General features: G+C 56.3%; 15 protein-coding genes. 12 read left to right on the plus strand and 3 right to left on the minus strand.

The window, feature by feature from the left end; all coding sequences use genetic code 11:
* Positions 1–12: 12 nt before the first annotated feature.
* The 8 genes from nuoK to A6F69_RS07815 are packed head-to-tail and all read left to right on the plus strand — an operon-like array spanning position 13 to position 8,719.
* Positions 13–261 (plus strand): NADH-quinone oxidoreductase subunit NuoK, encoded by a 249-nt coding sequence (gene nuoK, locus A6F69_RS07780; protein WP_425388080.1) that lies wholly within the window; start codon positions 13–15, stop codon positions 259–261.
* Positions 262–267: 6 nt separating this feature from the next.
* Positions 268–2,274 (plus strand): NADH-quinone oxidoreductase subunit L, encoded by a 2,007-nt coding sequence (gene nuoL / locus A6F69_RS07785; RefSeq protein WP_067599516.1) that lies wholly within the window; start codon positions 268–270, stop codon positions 2,272–2,274.
* Complete coding sequence (locus A6F69_RS07790) at positions 2,274–3,827, plus strand: NADH-quinone oxidoreductase subunit M (RefSeq protein WP_067602793.1); 1,554 nt, start codon at positions 2,274–2,276, stop codon at positions 3,825–3,827. The genes nuoL and A6F69_RS07790 overlap by 1 nt, the downstream gene beginning before the upstream one ends.
* Positions 3,827–5,290: an NADH-quinone oxidoreductase subunit NuoN gene (gene nuoN / locus A6F69_RS07795; protein ID WP_067599518.1), complete on the plus strand. Its 1,464-nt coding sequence runs from the start codon at positions 3,827–3,829 to the stop codon at positions 5,288–5,290. The genes A6F69_RS07790 and nuoN overlap by 1 nt, the downstream gene beginning before the upstream one ends.
* On the plus strand, positions 5,287–5,997 hold the full coding sequence (locus A6F69_RS07800; RefSeq protein ID WP_067599520.1) for a biotin--[acetyl-CoA-carboxylase] ligase: 711 nt from the start codon (positions 5,287–5,289) through the stop codon (positions 5,995–5,997). The genes nuoN and A6F69_RS07800 overlap by 4 nt, the downstream gene beginning before the upstream one ends.
* A gap of 9 nt (positions 5,998–6,006) precedes the next feature.
* Positions 6,007–6,783, plus strand: a complete 777-nt coding sequence (locus A6F69_RS07805; protein ID WP_067599522.1) for a type III pantothenate kinase — start codon at positions 6,007–6,009, stop codon at positions 6,781–6,783.
* A complete protein-coding gene (locus A6F69_RS07810) occupies positions 6,780–8,432 on the plus strand; it encodes a ribonuclease J (protein ID WP_245638210.1) in 1,653 nt (550 codons plus the stop codon). The genes A6F69_RS07805 and A6F69_RS07810 overlap by 4 nt, the downstream gene beginning before the upstream one ends.
* On the plus strand, positions 8,432–8,719 hold the full coding sequence (locus tag A6F69_RS07815) for a DUF1467 family protein (protein ID WP_425388049.1): 288 nt from the start codon (positions 8,432–8,434) through the stop codon (positions 8,717–8,719). The genes A6F69_RS07810 and A6F69_RS07815 overlap by 1 nt, the downstream gene beginning before the upstream one ends.
* Before the next feature lie 22 nt (positions 8,720–8,741).
* Here the strand turns inward: A6F69_RS07815 and A6F69_RS07820 are convergent, their stop codons facing one another.
* Positions 8,742–11,366 (minus strand): hypothetical protein, encoded by a 2,625-nt coding sequence (locus tag A6F69_RS07820; RefSeq protein WP_067599524.1) that lies wholly within the window; start codon positions 11,364–11,366, stop codon positions 8,742–8,744.
* A gap of 69 nt (positions 11,367–11,435) precedes the next feature.
* On the opposite strand from A6F69_RS07820, the gene A6F69_RS07825 reads away from it, so the two are divergent.
* The 4 genes from A6F69_RS07825 (at position 11,436) to A6F69_RS07840 (ending at position 15,380) form a co-directional block, all read left to right on the plus strand.
* Positions 11,436–11,765, plus strand: a complete 330-nt coding sequence (locus A6F69_RS07825) for a hypothetical protein (RefSeq protein WP_067599527.1) — start codon at positions 11,436–11,438, stop codon at positions 11,763–11,765.
* 68 nt (positions 11,766–11,833) lie between these two features.
* Complete coding sequence (locus tag A6F69_RS07830; RefSeq protein ID WP_144573638.1) at positions 11,834–13,015, plus strand: hypothetical protein; 1,182 nt, start codon at positions 11,834–11,836, stop codon at positions 13,013–13,015.
* Between the two features lie 23 nt (positions 13,016–13,038).
* Positions 13,039–13,995, plus strand: coding sequence for a hypothetical protein (locus tag A6F69_RS07835; RefSeq protein ID WP_067599532.1), 957 nt, complete (start codon positions 13,039–13,041; stop codon positions 13,993–13,995).
* A gap of 2 nt (positions 13,996–13,997) precedes the next feature.
* Entirely contained in the window at positions 13,998–15,380 is a 1,383-nt protein-coding gene (locus A6F69_RS07840; protein WP_067599537.1) for a sensor histidine kinase, read from the plus strand.
* 16 nt (positions 15,381–15,396) lie between these two features.
* On the opposite strand, the gene A6F69_RS07845 is transcribed toward A6F69_RS07840, so the two are convergent.
* Both A6F69_RS07845 and A6F69_RS07850 read right to left on the minus strand, forming a co-directional pair.
* Positions 15,397–15,606 (minus strand): hypothetical protein, encoded by a 210-nt coding sequence (locus A6F69_RS07845; protein ID WP_067599538.1) that lies wholly within the window; start codon positions 15,604–15,606, stop codon positions 15,397–15,399.
* A gap of 3 nt (positions 15,607–15,609) precedes the next feature.
* Positions 15,610–16,896 (minus strand): citrate synthase, encoded by a 1,287-nt coding sequence (locus tag A6F69_RS07850; protein WP_067599540.1) that lies wholly within the window; start codon positions 16,894–16,896, stop codon positions 15,610–15,612.
* Positions 16,897–16,899 lie beyond the last annotated feature (3 nt).

A 16,899-nucleotide genomic window follows, 5' to 3' on the forward strand; every position in this document is an offset into this window, starting at 1 on the left:
GTGCTCGGTGTGATGGGCATCTTCATCAACCGCAAGAATGTGATCGTCATCCTGATGTCGGTCGAGCTGATCCTGCTTGCAGTGAATATCAACCTTGTTGGCTTCAGCGCATTCATGAATGACCTGGTGGGTCAGGTGTTTGCGATGATGGTTTTGACTGTCGCAGCGGCAGAAGCGGCAATCGGACTTGCCATTTTGGTCATCTATTTCCGTAACCGCGGCACCATCGCGGTCGACGATGCGACGCAGATGAAGGGATAAGACCAAGTGCATCCGATCCTTTTCATCGTATTCCTGCCTTTGCTCGCGGCGATTATCGCGGGGCTGGGCAATCGTATGCTGGGCAATACAATTGCCAAGTCGATCACGACCGGCGCGCTGTTCATCAGTTGTATCCTGAGTTGGCCGATCTTTGTTGGTTTCCTGACAGGAAGCATGGAAGCAAGCGTTGTTCCCGTCCTGAAGTGGGTGGAGAGCGGCACGCTGAGCTTTGACTGGGCGCTACGCGTCGACGCGCTCACAGCAGTGATGCTGGTGGTGATCACCACCGTATCCGCGCTCGTCCACCTTTATAGCTGGGGCTATATGGAGGAAGACCCGGATCAGCCGCGTTTCTTCGCCTACCTTTCTCTGTTCACCTTCGCGATGTTGATGCTGGTGACGGCCGACAACCTCGTTCAGATGTTCTTCGGTTGGGAAGGGGTGGGACTTGCTTCGTACCTCTTGATCGGTTTCTGGTTCAAGAAACCCACTGCCAATGCCGCCGCGATCAAGGCGTTTGTGGTCAACCGCGTTGGCGATCTGGGCTTCATGCTGGGTATCTTTGGTACATGGCTGGTGTTCCAGACCACCTCGATCCCGGAAATTCTCGAAGCAGCCCCCGGAATGACTGGTTCCACCATCGGGTTCTTGGGCTACCGGATGCACACAATGGATATCCTGTGCGTGCTGTTGTTCATCGGCGCGATGGGCAAGTCTGCTCAATTGGGTCTCCACACCTGGCTGCCTGACGCGATGGAGGGTCCAACGCCGGTTTCCGCGCTGATCCACGCGGCTACCATGGTGACCGCTGGCGTGTTCATGGTTTGCCGCCTGTCACCGATGTTTGAAGCTGCTCCGGTGGCGCTCAGCATCGTTATTTTCGTCGGCGCTGCGACGTGTTTCTTCGCCGCCACGATCGGCACTACGCAGTGGGACATCAAACGCGTGATCGCGTACTCAACCTGCTCTCAGCTGGGCTACATGTTCTTTGCAGCGGGTGTAGGTGCATATGGCGCGGCGATGTTCCACCTGTTCACGCACGCGTTCTTCAAGGCGCTGCTGTTCCTGGGCGCGGGCTCGGTGATCCACGCGATGCACCATGAGCAGGACATGCGCTATTACGGCGGCCTGCGTAAGAAGATTCCACTCACCTTCTACGCGATGATAGCGGGCACGCTCGCGATCACTGGCGTGGGTGTTTTGGGCATCTTTGGTTTTGCAGGCTTCTATTCGAAGGACGCGATCCTGGAGGCTGCCTTTGCCCGCGGAACGGACATGGCAATGTTCGCCTTCTGGGCGGGCGCGGTCGCAGCATTGCTAACCAGCTTCTACAGCTGGCGCCTTGTGTTCCTCACGTTCTACGGCAAACCCCGCTGGATCGAGAGTGAGCATATTCAGCACTCAGTACACAAGACACCCGAAGAGGCAGGTGAAGACACGACTGGCGGTTATCAGCCGCACGAAAGCCCGATCTCGATGCTGATCCCGCTGGGTGTGCTGACCGTGGGAGCGATCCTTGCCGGCTACGTGTTTAAATATCCGTTCATCGATGGGTCTGCCGAAGCTGTGAATGGCGCATTCTGGGGCGGGTCGATCTACTTCAACGAGAACCTGATTCATGCATTGCATGCAGTGCCGCTGTGGGTGAAGCTGACCGCGACCTTCGTGATGATCATCGGTTTCATCACCGCTTGGTTCGCGTACATCAAAGACACATCAATCCCGGGCAAGTTCGTGGAGCAGTTCCGCGTCATCCATCGCTTCGTTTACAACAAGTGGTATTTCGACGAGCTCTATAACATTGTCTTCGTCAAACCCGCTTTCTGGCTGGGCAGCATCTTCTGGAAGAAAGGCGATGAAGGCACGATCGACCGCTTTGGTCCGAACGGTGCCGCATGGCTGGTCCAGCGCGGTGCACTCGTCGCGAAGAAGGTGCAGTCCGGTTATCTCAACAGCTACGCGCTGATCATGCTTCTCGGCCTGGTCGCTGCAATCACATGGGTCCTGTTTTGATGGAAGGCTTTCCAATCCTTTCCGCTATGCTGCTGGTCCCGTTGATTGCGGGTATCGCGTGCTTTTTCCTCGAGGCGCAGGCCGCGCGTATGACTGCGCTGATTGCGACACTGTCCAATCTGGCGCTCGGCATTGTGCTGTGGGCGAATTACGAGATTGGCGGACCGCAGTGGCAGTTTACTGAGACTGCGCCGCTGTTCGCTGGTTTCGAATATGCGTTGGGTATCGACGGCATCGCACTGATGCTGATCATGCTGAGCGTCTTCCTGATGCCGATCTGTATCCTTGCCAGTTGGGAAGCCATCCAGAAACGCGTCGGCGAATACATGGCCGCTTTCCTGATCATGGAAGTCTTGATGATCGGTGTTTTCGCCGCGCAGGACCTGTTCCTGTTCTACATCTTCTTCGAAGCTGGCCTGATCCCGATGTACCTGATCATCGGTGTGTGGGGCGGAGATAATCGCATCTACGCGAGCTATAAATTCTTCCTCTACACGCTGCTTGGTTCGGTCTTGATGCTTATAGCGATGTTCTGGATGGTGAACACCGCGGGTACTTCCGACATCCCGACGCTGATGCAGTATGACTTCGATCCGGATGCGCAGTTCTGGCTGTTCCTGGCCTTCTTCGCCAGCTTCGCCGTGAAGATGCCGATGTGGCCGGTGCACACCTGGTTGCCCGACGCGCACGTTCAGGCGCCGACTGCGGGCTCTGTTATTCTGGCAGGTGTGCTGTTGAAGCTGGGCGGATACGGTTTCATCCGTTTCAGCCTGCCGATGTTCCCGGAAGCGAGCGCGCAACTGGCATGGCTGGTCTTCGCATTGTCGATGATCGCAGTAGTAGCCACCAGTCTGATTGCATTGGTTCAGCACGATATGAAAAAACTGATTGCCTATTCATCGGTCGCGCACATGGCGATCGTGACGGCAGGACTTTTCGCTTTCAACGTGCAAGGCCTCGAAGGCGCGATGATGATCATGCTCGGCCACGGGCTTGTGTCGGGCGCGCTGTTCCTCTGCGTCGGCGTAATCTACGACCGTCTCCACACGCGCGAAATCTCGCGCTACGGTGGCCTCAGCATCAACATGCCGTACTACGCGCTGTTTTTCCTATTGTTCACCATGGCCAGCATCGGCTTGCCGGGCACGAGCAACTTCATCGGCGAATTCCTGGCGTTGGCAGGTATCTACGAAGCCTCGACTTGGGTCGCGCTGATCTGCACCACGGGCATTATTCTGGGCGCTGGCTATATGCTTTACCTCTACCGCCGAGTGGCCTTTGGTGACCAGAAACACGCCGATGCTGCTGCCATGCTTGATCTGGATAAGCGTGAATGGATCATGCTTGCGCCGATCGCGGCCGCTGTGCTTTGGATGGGTGTGTATCCGGAAAGCTTCCTCGCCCCGATGAGGCAGGATATTGCCGCGCTTGAGGCGCGACTTGCCCGTGCGGCCCCTGAAGGAGATAGCCAGCTTGTGATTGGCCAGCCGACCGGCGTGATTGCCAATGAAATGTCGCATGCAGGCGATGATCACGGAGAGGGAGCCCACTAATGGACTTTTCAACCTCCTTTGCGCTGATCGCGCCTGAGCTTGTGCTGACCGGAACGGGTATGCTTCTGCTGCTGATCGCAGCATGGGGCGGTGACGCGCGTGCGCAGCTTAACACATATCTCGCCAGCATCGGTTTGTTCGTGGCTGGTATCCTGCTGGTTCCGACCTTGCATGACGGCTTAGTGGGCGCAGTCACGTCGGCATTTGGCGATCTGATGCGCGCGGATGCGTTTTCAGCCTTTGCCAAGTCGCTGATTTATCTCGGCGCAATCGGTTGTTTGCTAGTGGCTCCAAGCTACTTCAACCGTTTGAACGCTATGCGTGCTGAGTATCCTGTCCTGATCGTGTTCGCGTCATTGGGCATGAGCATCATGGTCTCTGCAGGTGATTTCCTGACGCTGTATCTGGGGCTAGAGCTCAACAGCCTTGCCGCATATGTCCTCGCATCGATCTTGCGCACCGACGATAAGTCGGCCGAAGCGGGTCTGAAGTATTTTGTTCTTGGCGCACTTGCTTCCGGCATTCTGCTCTACGGCATGAGCCTGGTCTATGGCTTCACAGGCAGCACCAGCTTTGTAGGCGTATCCACTGCACTGTCAGGCGAGCTATCGACTGGCGCGCTTTTCGGAATCGTATTTGTACTGGTGGGCCTTGCGTTCAAGATTTCCGCAGTGCCGTTCCACATGTGGACACCCGATGTTTACGAGGGCGCCCCAACACCGGTGACGACTTTCTTTGCCACAGCGCCCAAGGTGGCAGCTGTCGCATTAACAGCACGTGTTGCGCTGGAAGTTTTCGGCAGCCAGTCAGACGCATGGCAGCAGATCGTCATCTTCATCGCGCTGGCATCAATTGTGGTCGGCGCGCTGGGCGCAATCGGCCAAGAAAACATCAAGCGTCTGCTTGCATTCTCGTCGATCAACAACGTCGGTTTCATCCTGATCGGTCTAGCAGCCGTAACGCAGCAGGGTGCGAGTGCGATGATGGTCTATCTGTGGATCTACATGGCGATGTCACTGGGCAGCTTTGTCGCGGTGCTGATGCTGAAGGACGCAGATGGCACGCCAGTTGAGAACATCTCAAGCATGGCGGGCATGGTGCGCGAACAGCCATTGTTGGCATGGTGCATCTTCTTCCTGATGCTGAGCCTGGCGGGCATTCCGCCGCTTTTCGGCTTCTGGGGCAAGTTTGTAGTGTTCCAGGCGGCAGTTGAAGCGGATATGATCATCCTCGCCGCCCTTGGTATCGCCGCCAGCGTGATTGGCGCGTTCTACTACCTTAAGGTCTGCAAGATCATCATGTTCGATGACCCTGCCGGTGTGGTAACTGGCAAGAGCAACGCCAGCCATTGGGCGGTGCTTGGCATTACGACGCTGATCATTTCGCCTTTGGGATACTTGCTTACACCGTCACTGGGTGACTTGGCAGACAAGGCCGCAACCGCGCTGTTCCTAGCCTCTTGATCCGCTTCGTAGACGAGACCGGTTCCACAAACGCAGACTTGCTCTCGCAGCTAAGCGCTGGCGAGCCGCTGCGCGAAGGTGATTGGCTGATCGCAAGGCGCCAGGTTTCCGGGCGAGGGCGCCAGGGCCGGGAATGGTTCGACGGTGCGGGCAACTTCATGGGTTCTACCATCGTGTGGCCTGCATCGAGCGATGCTTCGCCAGCCACACTTGCCTTGATGAGCGGGCTCGCAGTCTACGAGGCGTTGTTGCCGCATTGCCCCGACCCGTCCGCGCTGATGCTGAAGTGGCCAAATGACGTCTTGCTAGGTGGCGCCAAACTGGTTGGCATTCTTCTCGAATCGTCCAGCGGCGCGGTTGTGGTAGGCATTGGGGTGAATCTTCGCGCAGCACCAGACCTGCCTGACCGTGCTACGGTTGCACTTTCCAATGTGACAAGACCGCCGTCGGTTGAGGACTTCGCAGATCGCTTGGCAGTCAGCTTTGACACGGAGTTAGAGCGTTGGCGCAATCATGGCCTCGATTTGTTGCTACGTCGCTGGCAAGCAGCGGCGCACCCGCTCGGTTCGCCATTAACTGTACATGATCCCTCTGGAGAGAAACTGTCAGGAACTTTCGCCGGTCTTGATGTGAACGGTTCCTTGCTGTTGCGCGACAGCGATGGCAAGACGCGCACCGTCCACGCGGGTGACGTGGATCTGGATTAGGAGTTCGCAATGCTGCTCGCCGCCGATGTCGGAAACACCAACGTAGTCTTTGCGCTTTTTGATGGGCGAGAAATCAAGGCGCGCTGGCGCATTGCAACCGATCCGCGCCGAACAGGCGATGAATATGCGGTATGGTTGCTGCAACTGTTGGCGATCGAAGGTGTAAAGCGCGAAGATGTCACGCAGATAATCTATGCCTCTGTCGTTCCGCGGGCGAACCACAACCTTAATGTACTTTCCGAAAAGTATTTCGGGATAACGCCATTGGTGGCGGGGCAAGGCGCGGCAGAGTGGCCGTTTGCCATCGACGTAGAGCAGCCAAGCTCTTTGGGGGCGGATCGCGCTCTCAATATTCTCGCGGCGCACGACAAGTATGGCGGCGATCTGATTGTGGTCGATTTCGGCACCGCTACCAAGTTCGAAGCGATTGATTTCAACGGCACTTATAAAGGCGGGATCATCGCGCCCGGCATCAATCTCTCGCTCGACGCATTGGTTGGCAAGACTGCCAAACTGCCGCGTATCGCTATCCGTGCACCTGACAATAACAGCGTTATCGGCCGCAATACAGAGGATCAGATGCTGATCGGCATCTTTTGGGCGCATGTAGCCATGATGGAAGGGCTTATAGCGCGGATGCGTGCCGAGATAGGCCGTCCAGCTAAAGTTGTAGCCACCGGGGGGCTGGCTATTCTGTTTGACGAGAAGACCGACATCTTCGACCACGTCGATGCTGATCTGACTATTCAGGGTCTCGCGATTCTGGCGGAGCACGCCACCTCGTGAAGAAGGACTTCACTCCAGAGAAAGAGCTGCTCTTTCTTGCGCTAGGCGGCTCGGGAGAGATTGGCATGAACGTCAATCTCTACGGCTGCAATGGCAAGTGGTTGATGGTCGACCTGGGCATGACATTCTCAGGCGATGTCTATCCTGGCGTAGATCTGGTTTTCGCCGATCTGGAGTTTATTGAGGATCGCCGGAAAGACTTGCTCGGCATTGTCCTGACGCACGGTCACGAGGACCACATCGGAGCGGTGCCTTATTTCGCTGCTGAATTGGGTGTGCCACTTTACGCGACACCTTTCACTGCAGAGTTGGTCAGCCGCAAGCTGGAAGAGGCAGGCCTGACCAAGGAACTCGATCTTTTCATCGTCGAGGAAGATCACGGAGAATTTTCGCTCGGTCCGTTCAAAGTCACTTACATTCCGCTTGCGCATTCGATCGCGGAAGGCAACGCGCTGAAAATTGATACGCCTCACGGCCGTATCTTTCATACCGGTGACTGGAAGCTTGATGAAGAGCCGATCATCGGAGAACCGACCACCGAAGAGGAATTGCGCGAGATCGGTGACGAAGGCGTGCTCGCGCTGGTTTGCGACAGCACCAATGTCTTCAACCCCAACCCAAGCGGGTCAGAAGGCGCAGTGCACACATCAATGATGAAAGAAGTCGCCAAGCACGCCGGAAAACGCGTGATGGTTACAACCTTCGCGTCAAATGTAGCGCGGCTCCAGACCTTAGGAGAGGTTGCGCGTGAAACCGGCAGGCAACTATGCGTTGCTGGGCGTTCGCTCGACCGGATCATCAGTGTTGCGCAAGAGAACGGATATCTTCAGGATTTTCCCGAGCCGATCGATTTCGATACGGCGATGAGTCTGCCACGCGGCGAGGTGCTGATCATTGCAACCGGGGGGCAAGGTGAGCCGCGCGCGGCGCTGGCAAGAGTAGCCGAAGGCAACCATCCGCTTGAGTTGGCGCCCGATGACGTGATCCTGTTTTCTAGCCGCCAGATCCCGGGTAACGAATTGGCAATTGGGCGTGTAATGAACCAGTTGGCTGATCGGGGCATCGTAATGGTGACTGACCGACAAAGCGCGATCCATGTCTCGGGCCATCCGGGCCGGCCAGAGCTTGAAGCGCTGTACGATTGGCTGAAACCCGAAATCCTGGTGCCGGTTCACGGTGAAGTGCGTCACATGCATGAACAGGCACGGCTTGGTCATACCAAGGGCATATCCGCCAATATTGTGCAGAAAAATGGCGACATCGTGCGATTGGCCCCGGGGTATCCCGGCAAGATCGCAGAGGTGCGGGCAGGGCGCCTTGTCCTTGACGGGGACATCATTGCACCGGCCGATGGCGATGCAATTACCATGCGTCGCCGAATTGCGCGCGATGGCGTGTTGATTGTGGTGCTCGATGAAGCCCGTAACCCGGCCATTGAAGCGATCGGTCTTCCGTTGGAAGAGGACATGTCTGACTTTGTTGAGGAAGCTTGTGAGGATGTGCGAGGCGCATTGAAACGGCTTCGTGGACACGCCGCGCGTGATCCTGATACAGTTTATGAAGCGGCGCGCCTTGCTGCACGACGTGCTGCGCAACGGTGGTCAGGCAAGAAGCCGCAAGTGCGTGTGATCATGTTAGGCGACGACTGATGATGGAATGGACATCAATTCTCGCGATTTACGCGTTGTTTTGGGTGATGACCGCCTTCGTCATGCTGCCATTCGGCGTGAAAACCGATGACGAAGTGGGCAATGAAAAGGTGCCGGGTCAGGCAGACAGCGCTCCGGTAAGTTTTCAGCCCGGCAAGCATGCAATGCGCGCAACTTTTGTTTCAGCAATTCTGACCGGTCTTTATATCCTCAATTACCAATATGGTTGGATCACTGCTGAAGACCTGAATTTCTTTCCTGAACCGCCAAGTCAGAGAGACGGATAGACAGCTAGGGTGTCAGACTGCGTCAGTCCCTCAAGCGCTCAATCGATTGTGCCAACGCAACATAGAGCTTTCCGATATCGGAACTGAGCAAGGTGACCCCCAACGCATTGCCATCTCTGGTTGAGAGAACATTGCGCAGCATTCCCTCAAAATCATGGATGTAGCGGCTGACATGTTCGCGAAAAGCGCGATCGGATTCGTAAAGATCCATGATTTCGCGAGCTTCAACATTGTTCACCAGACGCACACTCTTGCGCGCGAAGATGCCGCGGTCTCCCTTGAGATAGGCGGCCCAAGCCGTATCGCTGACGTCTTTTGACAGACCCTGAGCGATATCGATGGCATTGGAATTGAGGCTTTCCGTGATCAGCGCCATTCGGCGGGAGAAGTCATTGTCGACTTGCTCTTGAGCTTGTTCGCGCGCACGCGAAATGCGCTCCTCCAGATTTCCGGTTAGCTCGTTCACCTTTACGAGCTGATCACGCAAGGCTCTGGTGGATTCTTGAGCGCTCTGGTTGGCTCGAACAGATGCTTCCTCCAGACGCTCCACTGCAGCGTCGCCTTCAACCCGCAGGCTGCGCTCTATCGCAGCGCTGGCTCTGGCTGAAATTTGCTGTGCCATTTCATCTAGGCGCTCTCCAGAACCGCTTTCAATCGCTGCGAAAGCTGATTTGGCTGCCTTTTCAAGTTCTGCGATGGCTCTCTCCAGCTCTTCGGCCGACTTCTTGCTGACGCGTTCGCTTTCGTCAGACAGTGCAGTGATGGCGCTGCGCAAATTCGATATTCTGGTCAGGGTTTCTCCAGAACTGTCCGACAGCTTCGAGTTAAAAGCATCGACTTGGTGCTCTGCCTGTTGAAGGTTATCTCTTGCCGAAATGACATAATCCGACAGATCACCGCTTCGTTGATGTACGGCGTCTACAGTGTTTTTTAGAGATGCAGCACGTTCTTCAATCTCTGCGAGTTCGGTAGCGGCCTGATCTATCGCTTCAGGCAACGTTTCGCGGCCTTCACGTGCGCCAGACTGGATGATTTCGAGCAAACGAATGCCAGATTCGGTAAGTGTCGAAATCGCACTGCCGGCTTGATCCATCTCGCTACGCGCGGCGGCGATCTTCTCGTTGAAGTCGCCAATGCCTTGCCCGATAGATGAACGTGCGCTCTGCGATTGTCCTTCGATCGCCTCAAGCAGGGACTGCAACTCTTCCATCTTGCCAGCAAGCCTGGTGCCATAGGAAACCAAACTCTCCAGCCGTTCGGTCTGAGCGTTGATGCGCTCTGCAAACATCTCGTCGAGCTGGCTAAGTCGCTGCGCAAGGATTTCGCTGGCTTGAGTTTCGCGCGTGTCAAATTCGTCTTGGCGCTTGGCGAAGTCCGATTGGAAGCGCGCGTTGCGGGCCGCGATCTTCTCGTCAAATTCGGTCGCTTCTGCATGAAGCGCAACAACGCGCTGGCGCGATGCTTCAATTGCTTTCTTGTCCAGCGCATCAAGGCGGGCAACAACTTCGCCTATCTCGGTCTGGAAAACCGCTTTCTTCTCGCGCAATTGCTGCAGCGACTTCTCTTGCGTCGTGGCAAAACTTGCGCTGACTTCTTCGCTGCCCTCGCGCAGCGTGTCGAGTCTGGTCTGCAGGTGTGCCATCTGCGCTGTTTCCTGATCTGCCAACTCTTCAGCCATGGCGATGACAGACTGTCGCAAATCGTCAGAACGCTTGCGCATCGAGGCCAGGGCATCGACCTCGCGGCCTTCCCACTCTACGCGGAATTGCTCTCCCTTGGCGCTCAATGCGGCAAAACGCTCTTTGGCGGCCTGATCGATCGAATCCAGCTGGGAAGAAAACCCAGTCAAGGCCGAGCTGATTTTTTCCGACAATGCAGTAACTTGATTCTCGCTCGCCTTTCCAAACTTGTTGAGCCGTTCGAACCCGGTAACCAGCTTCTCCAGCTGCTCATGAGCGGTTCGACCGGCCTGCCCAACCTGGTTGGAAACATCACGCGCGGAATTGGCAATTACTGGTAAGTCATCGCGCAGTTTCGACATATTATTCAGTGCCGTATCACTCACACTTGCGATGGCATCGACCTGCACGCCATTGGTCTGGATCAGGCTTTGAAGCTCGGCAGCGTGCGTTGAGATTCGTTCGCTCGCGACCCGACCGAGTGAATCGAGTTCACGTGATTGGCTGCCGAGAAACTCGCGTGCCATCGCTAACTCGCGGTTCACGATGCCAAGCCGTTCTTCCAGCGCTTGAGATTCCTGTCGCAGCAGCTGCGCTGTATCGCCAAATCGCTGGGCTTCGCGCCGGCTATTTCGCAGCGATAACAGCCAGAATACCGAGATGAGCAGCATCGGTACCGCCCAACTGATCGTCCAGTCTATCCATTGCCGGGCAGTCCCCCCGGAAAGCATGTCATCTCGGAATGTCCAGGCAAAGAAGCCGGTCCACGCCAACATGGCAATGATGGCTGTGCTCGGAACCAACCACTCTATCCAGCGTCGGCGGGGAACGGGTTCATAGTCCTCGTCCTCACTAACCCATTCTTCTTCCAGCATAATTGGTTCATCGCCAGAGCTGGTTTCCGTTTCGTTGGACGCATCCTGCGTCGCTTCCTGGCCTACGGCCTGAATGTGCCATCGATTGGTCATTTGCAGAAACTACCCGATTTTTCTTCAGGATAAACCCTGCTTTAACCAACTTCCCGATAAAGGGATGAAATGGCGTATGAAAGCGGATCACTCGATGCGACATTGGCGGCAGCCGCGGGGCAGGACCTCGGGCTTTTGTCGGAGCTTCGCGATGCCTTGGTCGAAAGCGCTGAGAAACAGCTCGATTTGCTAAAACGTTCGCGATGCGACGGTAACTGGCAGGTTGCAGCCATGCGTTTGAAGGGGCTCGCGGCCAGTTTTCATGCTGAGACGCTGTTTGATGCAGCCGAGGAAGCGCTGAACTGCGCTCCGGGCGAGCCCACCGTGATACGCCGGATTGAAGCTGCGATCGCGGCTTTACGCGGACAAGGCGCTGCCCCCTACGATTTCATCAAGTAAGCCATTTCTCAGCCTTGGCAGGCGGATAGAAGCGTGCCTATGGTTGCCTCCGTAAACGGGGGCGAAATTTGCGCACGGCACTTATATCCTGTCTCGAAACATTGCCCGACGGCAAGAAGTGCGGCTTCGCGCGTCTCGGTGGTCGGACATTGCTGTCATGGCAAGTGGACCTGGCGCGTGATCTTGGTTGTGAGCGATTTGTTTGCCTGACCGAAGCCAAGCATGAAGCTTTCGATGAGTTAAGAACGCAGATCGAAGGTTTTGGTGGCGAATTCCACACGATCAGCGGTCCGATGCCATTGGTCAGCCTGCTTTCCGCGGATCAGGAGCTGGTGGTAATTGCGGACGGACTTATCGCTGACCGAGAGCTGGTGAGCAATTTTCTCCAGCAGCAACGCGGTGTATTATGTTTGCCCGACGAGGCAGGTATCGCCGCGGGATTTGAGAGGATCGATGCCCAGCATGCGTGGGCCGGGATATTCGTTGCACGCGCACATATTGCTGAAAGATTGGCAGAGATGCCACCTGATAGCGACACTGTTTCGCTATTGCTCAGGCTTGCTTTACAATCTGGAGGCAAGCTCATTCCGATGGATACAGATGTGCTCCAGACCGGTGAGTGGCTGTTGATGCGTAGCGGCTCTGATCTGGAAGTTCGCGAGCGAAACCTCCTCGACGCTACGATTGAGCGTGTTTCATGGTGGGAGCCTACGAGAGCATTTAGCCGACGATTGGCCAGATCGCTTGCACCGGACGGACTTGACAACGGCCCGTTGATTGCAGGGGTGGCGGGTGGCCTGTCTCTCGCAGGTGCGCTTACGGCAAGCTACTTTGCAAATCAGGCGGCCGGTTTCGCATTGCTTGGCCTGACTGTGTTTCTATGGTCGTGCCGGGATGGATTGGCGCAGCTGAAAACGCGGCTTCGCGGAAGCGAACCGAATAGTGCCACGGGCCTGAGAGATATCCTTATAGATATTGCTATCATTGCGGTGTTCGCGTGGCCATTTGATGCCTCAAACCTGCTTCAAAGCTTGTTTCTTCCGCTAGCCTTGATCGGCAAGCTGCGCTTGGGCGCGAAGATTTGGCCAGGCCCCTATGCAAGGGTACTGAATGACAGGGTTTTGCTGTCATTGAGCTTGCTTGGTGCGACGATTTTCGGTCAGCTTCACGCCATGGCGGGCGGCCTGACGCTGCTGATTATTGCTTTGTCATTGTATTTTAAGCGAGATTCGCAGCTAACGCGCGCTTAACCAAGACGCGCTATACGCACGCGATGGATAATGTTGTGACCAGTGTGACTGAAACCGAGCAGGCCGTTGGCGCCTTGCGCCGTGATTTGGCGCAGTGCGACAGTGCGCTTGCCGGAGTTGCACCGGTATTGAGCCATTTGCTGGCGACCAATGGTCAAGCTCTGGTGAGCGAGGATTTGGTCGCTCGTATGCGCGGAATGTTGGGCAATCTTGCAGGCAGTATGTTGTCCGCCGAAGCGGAAGCAACTGCAGGATCGAAACAGATCGATAGCTCCAGACTGATTGGTCTGTCCAACCGTCTGGCGGGCAGCAGTATCCTGGTCAGTCACTGCTACGCGCTTGCGATGGAAGGCCAGTTGACTGCCGATCTGGAGGAGCGCTGCGGCATCGACCAGGTCTTGACGCCGCTACTTCAGGAACTGATCGCCTCGACGGATGACAGCATTGCAGAACTGGCGATGGCTACCATGAGCGCGCAGGCTCGGTATGTGCAGGCTCAGCGGCGCATGAGTTTACCCATTGTCGAGTTGCCGGCTGAGCTATTCCATGAAGCCGTATCGCAATGGCGCAGTTCGGTGAGCGAAGGCGATCAGTCAGAGCTGGATCGCGCCATTACAAACCTGCGCGGCAAGTTCGATGAAGGCAATTCACGGCTTGGCCTTTTGACCCGCCTGATAGGCGCGATGGGCAATGGTGTGCGAGCAGCGCTGGATCTTGAACACGCCGGTTTCGCGCTCTTCGCAACCGCGTTAGCGCGAACATCGAAGCAACCGCGAGAATTGGCTGTTCTGTCTTGCCATGAGCGTCAGGCGACACGTCTGGCGATCGCATTGCGTGCAGCTGGCTTGAAGCCTGAAGAAGTCCGAAAACAGTTTCTGATGATTCAGAACGATCTTACACTACCGGACGGTGCCGACCTGGTTGCACCAGAAACTGCGGCGGCGATGCTTGCTGGAACCTATAGCGAGCCGGTGCGGTAAGCATGGAAACTCCGGAAACTTTGCTTGCCGCGCGAGGCATGACCGATCACGAAGATCGGCTGTTATCTGCTGACCAGCCGCTGGCTGAGTTGCAGCAGCGCTGTGGCGGAGAAGTGCCTGGGAAATTGGCCGTTCCAGAACTGCTGGAGCTGGTGCAGCAGGCGCGCGCAATGGGTCTTAGGCTGGCACGTGAATTCTCGGCCTCAGACGGTGATGGTCGCGTCACAGGATATGTCCGCATCAGACCCGACGAAAATTCGGGCAATGGCGGCTGCGAAATTTTGATCGAAAACTGGCGTCGGGAAAGGGCGGGGAGTGAGGATGATCGCGAGCAAGCTATCCGCCAAGATGCCATCGACCGTGCGACGGCGGAATTCACCGCCCGGCTTGATGGCAAGCAGCGTTTGCTGGCGGGCGAAGGTCATGCGGCAGACCTTGCAGAGCTGATCAGCCAAACCCGCAAAGATTCCGGCAAAATCTGGACTGACTATGTCGAGCTTGTAGGCGTTTCACATCGTCAGCCGCTGCATTGGCGCTTGTTGGATGGAGCCAAGTGCAAGATCACAGGCTCGCAGCGTGACTGGTTCGCGCGCTTAATCCCGGTTGGGAACGATCCGATTACACCAAGAGCGTTCGAGCTGCTGCTCGTGGCAGAGCAGCCTTTGTTGGAAAGCGATGAACCGAACAAGAGCGATGCAGGACCGAAGCTTGTCACTGATGCACTTGCGCCAGCATTGAGAAAGCCTGTCGCTCGGATTGTCGCAAATGCCGACAAGATTCGTGGGCGGCTGGCTGGTCCCCTGCGGCAGGAATATGCAGAGTATGCGGGTGACATCGCATCGGCGGCGCGTCACCTGGCAAGCTTGCTCGACGATTTGCACGAGCTTGAGACAATTGAATCGCCGGAATTTTCAGTCTCTTCGCAGCAAGTCGATCTGGCGGAAATCGCACGTCAAACCTCCAAGATGCTGAATGCCAAGGCTCAGGCGAAGTCCATCACGCTTGCAGCTGAAGTGGGCGAAAGCGGCCCATTTGTGCGCGGTGATCCGGTTCGCGTGCTTCAAATTCTGCTCAACCTCGCTGGCAATGCGATAAATTACTCGCCCGAAGGTAGTTTGGTCTCCCTCGGCACCGGCGATGATGGTTCGATTTCTGTAGGTGATGAAGGTCCCGGACTGTCGGCAGACCAGCAATCGCGGATATTCGCCAAGTTTGAACGACTGGGACGTTCAGGCGACGGTGGATCGGGACTAGGCCTTTATATCTCACGCAAGCTTGCAGAAGCCATGGGCGGCGCGCTTTCCATATCGAGCGCACCGGGCGAGGGCGCGACTTTCACATTACACTTGCCTGAAATCGAAGGTGCAAAATCAGCCCAGAGATGAGCCGATTCCGACCGATCTAGCGTCCGATTCGGCTAGAGCCCCAAAGTAATACGAAGCCAACCAGCACGGTAATTCCACCGTATAGCGCCCAGCTACGATCAGCCAGCATAAAGCTTTCGGCCGGCCACATGACGATGCCGAGGCCCTGGAGCGCCCACAATCCGCCTGACAGTACCAGCGCTACGCCAAATACCATCAGGACGAATTTGAGTATGCGCGCGCCCATTGTTTAACGCTGACCAACCGGTACGTAATCACGCTGTGTCGGCCCGGTGTAAAGCTGACGTGGACGGCCGATAACCTGCGCCGGATCGGAAATCATTTCATTCCACTGCGCAACCCAGCCCACGGTGCGGGCAAGTGCAAAGAGTGCGGTGAACATAGTGGTCGGGAAACCAATCGAGCTAAGGATGATACCCGAATAGAAGTCCACGTTCGGGAACAGCTTCTTTTCCTTGAAATAGTCATCGTTCAGAGCGAGCTCTTCAAGTCGCAGCGCTGTTTCGAACACAGGGTCATTGACGTTCAGTGCTTCGAATACTTCGCGCAGCGTCTGCTGCATGACTGTCGCGCGCGGGTCGTAGTTTTTGTATACGCGGTGGCCGAAGCCCATCAGACGGAACGGATCGTTCTTATCCTTCGCACGCTCAATATAGTGCGGGATGCGATCAGGCGAGCCGATCTCTTGCAGCATGTTGAGCGCGGCTTCGTTCGCACCGCCGTGCGCCGGTCCCCAAAGGCAAGCTATGCCTGCAGCGATACATGCGAAGGGGTTGGCGCCGGAGGATCCAGCCAGACGCACGGTGGAGGTCGATGCGTTCTGCTCGTGATCGGCGTGGAGAATGAAGATACGGTCCATGGCGCGTTCGATCGCCGGATGGATCTCATATTCCTCTGCGGGAACACCGAAAGTCATGCGCAGGAAGTTGCCGGTGTAACTCAGCGAATTGTCCGGCTGCAGGAAAGGCTGACCAATTGCGTATTTGTAAGCCATTGCCGCAATAGTCGGCATCTTTGCGATCAGGCGGTGGCTGCTGATCTTGCGGTGTTCGGGATCCGAAATGTCCGTGCTGTCATGATAGAAAGCAGACAGAGCGCCGACCACGCCGCACATAATGGCCATCGGGTGCGCGTCGCGGCGGAAGCCCTGATAGAACTGGCGCAGCTGATCATGCAGCATGGTGTGCCGGGTGATGGTGTAAGTGAAATCGTCCAGTTCTTCCTGGCTCGGCAATTCACCATTCAGAAGCAGGTAGGACACTTCCATGAAGCTTGAGTGCTCTGCCAGCTGCCCGATCGGATAGCCACGGTGCAGCAGCACACCTTCATTGCCGTCGATATAGGTCAGCGCGCTTTCGCAGCTGGCCGTAGATTTATACCCGGGATCGAAAGTGAAGGCGCCGGTCTGGCCATATAGCTTACGGATATCGACCACATCCGGGCCAACACTGCCACTTACAACTGGGAACTCGTGAGACTGTCCGCCCAGTTCGAGTTTCGCGTGTGTGTCCGACAAAAT

Source organism: Altererythrobacter ishigakiensis, assembly GCF_001663155.1.
Classification (GTDB): domain Bacteria; phylum Pseudomonadota; class Alphaproteobacteria; order Sphingomonadales; family Sphingomonadaceae; genus Erythrobacter; species Erythrobacter ishigakiensis.

What these genes read in the sequence shown, in the direction of transcription:
- nuoK (WP_425388080.1), top strand. Translation starts at nt 13, where the DNA reads ATGGGCATCTTCATCAACCGCAAGAATGTGATCGTCATCCTGATGTCG.
- A6F69_RS07790 (WP_067602793.1), top strand. Translation starts at nt 2,274, where the DNA reads ATGGAAGGCTTTCCAATCCTTTCCGCTATGCTGCTGGTCCCGTTGATT.
- nuoN (WP_067599518.1), top strand. Translation starts at nt 3,827, where the DNA reads ATGGACTTTTCAACCTCCTTTGCGCTGATCGCGCCTGAGCTTGTGCTG.
- A6F69_RS07805 (WP_067599522.1), top strand. Translation starts at nt 6,007, where the DNA reads ATGCTGCTCGCCGCCGATGTCGGAAACACCAACGTAGTCTTTGCGCTT.
- A6F69_RS07815 (WP_425388049.1), top strand. Translation starts at nt 8,432, where the DNA reads ATGATGGAATGGACATCAATTCTCGCGATTTACGCGTTGTTTTGGGTG.
- A6F69_RS07820 (WP_067599524.1), bottom strand. Translation starts at nt 11,366, where the DNA reads ATGACCAATCGATGGCACATTCAGGCCGTAGGCCAGGAAGCGACGCAG.
- A6F69_RS07825 (WP_067599527.1), top strand. Translation starts at nt 11,436, where the DNA reads ATGGCGTATGAAAGCGGATCACTCGATGCGACATTGGCGGCAGCCGCG.
- A6F69_RS07835 (WP_067599532.1), top strand. Translation starts at nt 13,039, where the DNA reads ATGGATAATGTTGTGACCAGTGTGACTGAAACCGAGCAGGCCGTTGGC.
- A6F69_RS07840 (WP_067599537.1), top strand. Translation starts at nt 13,998, where the DNA reads ATGGAAACTCCGGAAACTTTGCTTGCCGCGCGAGGCATGACCGATCAC.
- A6F69_RS07845 (WP_067599538.1), bottom strand. Translation starts at nt 15,606, where the DNA reads ATGGGCGCGCGCATACTCAAATTCGTCCTGATGGTATTTGGCGTAGCG.